This window comes from Streptomyces sp. NPDC005931, assembly GCF_042871235.1.
In the GTDB taxonomy this organism is placed as follows: domain Bacteria; phylum Actinomycetota; class Actinomycetes; order Streptomycetales; family Streptomycetaceae; genus Streptomyces.
The window spans coordinates 1-4,483 of sequence record NZ_JBIAIG010000039.1; the positions used below are offsets into that span (position 1 = coordinate 1).

General features: G+C 67.1%; 4 protein-coding genes. 2 read left to right on the forward strand and 2 right to left on the reverse strand.

The features are described 5' to 3' along the window. Window positions 1-26: 26 nt before the first annotated feature. Complete coding sequence (locus tag ACFYOV_RS33680) at window positions 27-902, reverse strand: IS5 family transposase (protein ID WP_389094421.1); 876 nt, start codon at window positions 900-902, stop codon at window positions 27-29. A 120-nt stretch (window positions 903-1,022) separates the two neighbouring features. After that, window positions 1,023-2,021, reverse strand: coding sequence for a helix-turn-helix transcriptional regulator (locus ACFYOV_RS33685; protein WP_389094423.1), 999 nt, complete (start codon window positions 2,019-2,021; stop codon window positions 1,023-1,025). 114 nt (window positions 2,022-2,135) lie between these two features. Here ACFYOV_RS33685 and ACFYOV_RS33690 point away from each other — a divergent pair, with 114 nt between their 5' ends. After that, complete coding sequence (locus tag ACFYOV_RS33690; RefSeq protein WP_389094425.1) at window positions 2,136-3,536, forward strand: MFS transporter; 1,401 nt, start codon at window positions 2,136-2,138, stop codon at window positions 3,534-3,536. Window positions 3,537-3,808: 272 nt separating this feature from the next. After that, window positions 3,809-4,204: a RidA family protein gene (locus ACFYOV_RS33695; protein ID WP_053126420.1), complete on the forward strand. Its 396-nt coding sequence runs from the start codon at window positions 3,809-3,811 to the stop codon at window positions 4,202-4,204. The last annotated feature ends 279 nt before the right edge of the window (window positions 4,205-4,483 follow it).

Genomic DNA, 4,483 nt, shown 5'->3' on the forward strand with positions numbered 1-4,483 from the left:
CCTAGGGCGTGTTTCGAATGTGCTGGTCACAGCCACTCGTTGATGGCCGCGACGAGGACCGTGGCCTCGTAGCGGACGGCGAGCTTGTCGTATCGCGTGGCCACGGCGCGGTGCCTCTTGAGGCGGTTGATGCCGCATTCGACGGCGTGACGCTCGCGGTAGTCGGTCTTGTCGAACTTCGGCGGTCGGCCACCGCGGGAGCCGCGCTTGCGGCGGTTGGCCAGCTGATCCGCCTTGTTCGGGATGGTGCAGCGGATCCCGCGTTTGCGTAGGTAGGCGCGGTTCTTCCGGGACGAGTACGCCTTGTCCGCGCGGACCCGCCGGGGCCGGGTGCGCGGCCGGCCCGAGCTCGGGCGGGGCACCCGGATGCGGTCGAGCACGGCCTCGAACTGCGGGGAGTCGCCCCGCTGCCCGGCGGTGATCACGATGGCCATGGGCCTTTGGCCCTGCTCGACGGCCAGGTGCAGTTTGGTGGTCAGTCCGCCGCGGGATCGGCCGAGACCGTGGTCGGCCGGCTCGACGTGGACGCCGCCGGGCGGCTCCTTTTGCAGCTCCCCCTTTTTCCTGGCCCCGGAGGCATGCTGGTGGGCCCGGCAGACGGTGGAGTCGACGTTGATGTCCCAGGTGATCAGGTCCTTCGCGTCTGCACGGGCCTGCAGCGCGGTGAAGATCCGCTGCCAGGTGCCGTCCCGCTGCCAGCGCCGGAACAGGTCGTACGACCGGCCCCAGGGGCCGTACGTGATGGGTATGTCCCGCCACGGGATGCCGGTTCGGACTCGGAACCGTATGCCGTCGATCAGCTGCCGCCGACTCCAGGTCGGCGGCCGTCCCGGCTTCTTCCCCCTCGGCAACAGCGGTTTCAGTACCGCCCACTGTTCGTCCGTCAGGCCTCCGCGCGACACGCAGCAAGATCATCGCACATCCAAGATCTACTTCCGATGCGCGCACTGACCTTTCGTTGGACCCGTGGTGTTGTCACCTACGCGTGTAACAGTCCCCGGCCTCGGCACATCCCAGTGAACTCACGTAGCACGCCTGAGTCCTTCGTCGATGCGGGTGCGCAGGGAGCGCAGCGCCTGCCTGAGCTCTGCCGGTTCGATGTCTGTGATGTCAGCGTCGAAAGTCAGGAGCAGTCCTGCCAGCCCTGCCCATGACCACGCCCCGAGCGTGAGTCGGCAGCTGGAGTCGGTGTCGTGCTCGACCGTCGACCCGCCGGGGGCGAACCGGGCGACTATGGGCGCTGGTAGTGCGACGAGCGCCGACCCGTAACATGGCCATTCCGCCAGGGTGTCGCCGCGGTCGTGCGTGCTCATGACGAATGCGACCGGGTCGCCGTGCGGGACGTCGCGGCGGTCGAAGGTTCTCCCCGTGGGCATGCGTGGTTCGAGGCGGTCGACGCGCATCGCGCGCCATCGGGCCGTGTCCGGTTCGAACGCGACGAGGTACCACCGTGCCGCCCACACGACGAGGTCGTGCGGTTCCAGCGTGAGCGTCGCCGGTTCGTCCTCGCCGGTGTAGTCCACGCAAACGACGTGCTGTCGGTTGATCGCGCCGCCGATGACGCGGATGATCTCGGCATCGATGGGTGCGGCGGGGAATTCCCAGTAGTTGCGCGCTGCGGAGACGCTGAACGACTCGGTGCGGATGCGGCTGCGGGCGGGCATCGCTTGCTGCAGCGTGGCGAGGGCGCGTCCCGAGTTCTCGCGGATGCCGGAGAGGATCGTGGGGACGGTCTGGAGCGCGACCGCCGCGGCGACTGCTTGGTCCTCGTCGAAGACGACCGGCGGCAAGCGGGTGGCGCGGCCGAGCCGGTAGCCTCCGCCCACCCCGCGCACGGCCTCGATCTCGTACCCAAGCTCTCTGAGCGTGTCGATGTCGCGTCGCACGGTCCGAAGGGAGACTCCGAGCCTTTCGGCGAGCTCCTCGGCGGTCAGGGTGGCGCCGATACCGAGGATCGACAGCAGCCTGAGCGTCCTCGCGGAGGTCACAGCCATGATCCCGCCTTCCGGGAAAGCGGTCATTCGGTGGCAACTATAGCTGTGACCCTGTCCGGCATGACCGCTTCACAGACATCCCGAGAGGGCACACGTGCCCCCGACGCTTCCCCAGCACCTATCTCCGGCGCAGGCGCGAACGTGGCGCTCCTGGTCGTGCTGTTCGGCTCCTTCATGGACCTCGTCGACGCGACGATCGTCACCGTCGCGGCCCCGGCGATTGCCCGTGACATGGGAGCCGGCGACGCTCAGATCCAATGGACGATCGCTGCCTACACCCTCGCCCTGGGCGCGGGACTGATCACTGGCGGACGGCTCGGTGACCAGTTCGGCCGCAAGCGCCTGTTCATGATCGGGCTGGTCGGGTTCATGGTCACCTCCGCGCTCTGCGCGCTTGCCGTCACTCCGGGAATGCTCATCGGCATGCGCGCCGCGCAAGGACTGACCGCGGGGATCATGGTCCCGCAGGTGTTCGGCGTAATCCGAGCATCGTTCGCCCCGGCAGAGCGCGCCAAGGCATTCGGCGCCTACGGGGCCGTCCAGGGGATCGCCGCGGTCGCGGGCCCACTGCTGGGCGGATTCCTCGTTGAGGCCGACCTGTTTGATCTGGGGTGGCGCACCATCTTCTGGATCAACGTCCCCATCTCGATCCTCGCCCTCGTCGTCGGGGCAAGGGTCTTGCCGGAGTCTCGTTCCGCCTCTACCGCGCGACTGGACCTCGTGGGTTCCCTACTGGCGGCCTCGGGCATCCTGCTCCTCCTGCTGCCGATCATCCAGACCGAGACATGGGGATGGACCGCGGCCAGCTACGCCCTCCTGGCGGCCGGAATCATCCTGCTCACGATCTTCCTCGCATACGAGCGCAGCCTCGCCGACCGTGGGGGCGAACCCGTCTTCGACCCGGCCCTGCTCAAAATCCGCGCTTTCGCCATCAGCCTGAGCGCATCCGTGCTCTTCTTCGGTGGTATCGGATCGTTCTTCCTCACCCTGTCGGTCTACCTTCAGCTGGGCACCGGCCGGACCGCGTGGGAGACCGGCTTGGTGATCCTGCCCTATGCCCTCGGCTCGATCATCACCTCAGGAGTCGGCGTCGCTCTCGCCGTCAAGGCGGGCAGAGCCCTGCTGATCACCGGCTCGCTCACCATCGCGGCATCTCAGCTCGTGCTCTTGGCCGTCATCAGGGACGGCAGCGACCCCGGATTCTGGCTCCTCGCGCTCGGCCTGTTCATCGGCGGCCTCGGACTCGGTCTCGCCGCACCCATTCTCGTCAATGTCGTGCTCGCCGGTGTCCCCGGACGCAATGCGGGCGCGGCGGGCGGCGTCCTCTCCACCGTCAACCAGATCGGCGGATCTATTGGCATCGCCGTTCTCGGAACGATCTTCTTCGCCGCCGTCACCGGATCGACGGCTGATGCACCAGGACTGGCCGACTACGGTCACGCGCTCAGCATCGTCCTTGTCGTCACCGCGGTGCTCTACCTCGTGGCGGGACTCGTGATGCTCGCGCTCCCGAAGTCCGCGGCCGAGCACGTCGACCAGTGAACCCATGCGGGAGGAAAGCACACCGCTTGTCCGGTGAGCTCGGCATGGAAACCGGTCAACTCCAGCTCGCGAGCCGACGGGTCCGCAGTCAGCCGACCACGCTGACGCAGCAGCGAGACCAGCCGATCGGCGCGCATACGAGAACCTCATCGCATACATGACCAAGGGTGTCGTGATTTGTTGGAAGGCTCGTGAGCACCGACGTCAACGATGGCAGCTACCGCGCCCACGGACGTACGTACTCCCCATATTCGAATGGAGCTGAAGTGGCAGTGAAACGAACGGCAGTCAACCCGGTGACGTGGTCGGTGGAGATGGGATTCAACCAGGGTGAGATCGTCTCTGGGCACACCCGGACTCTGTACTGCTCCGGGCAGACCGCGATGAGCGGCGAAGGAAAGCCGCAGCATGACGGTGACATGGCCGCACAGTTGGCGCTGAGCCTCGACAACCTGGAGGCCGTGCTCGGCGAGGCCGGCATGTCCCTCGCGAACCTCGTCCGGCTCAACGTCTACACCACCGACGTCGATCTGCTCTTCCCGCACTACGGCGTGTTGGCGTCGCGATTGGGCGCCGCCGGGGTGGCACCGACTACCACGATGCTCGGGGTGACACGGCTGGCGATCCCCGGCCAGATGGTCGAGCTCGAAGGGACCGCCGTCGCGTGATGCGACCTTGCCGTCTCACCTGCTCGTGCCGGTTGAACCGGCACGAGCAACAGGCAGGTGGGTGATGCCGACGATCAGAATGGTGACAGCCGGCGTCTATGGCCTCGACGGCGAGTCTTTCCTACAACGACTGGGGCACGCAGACATCCCCCTTCTGCTCGAGGTACGTCAGCGCCGCGGTGTCCATGGCCCCGAGTACGCCTAGGGGAACTCACTCCGGGTCCTCGTCGCGGCCACCAACGAATGACTGTGACCAGCACATTCGAAACACGCCCTAAT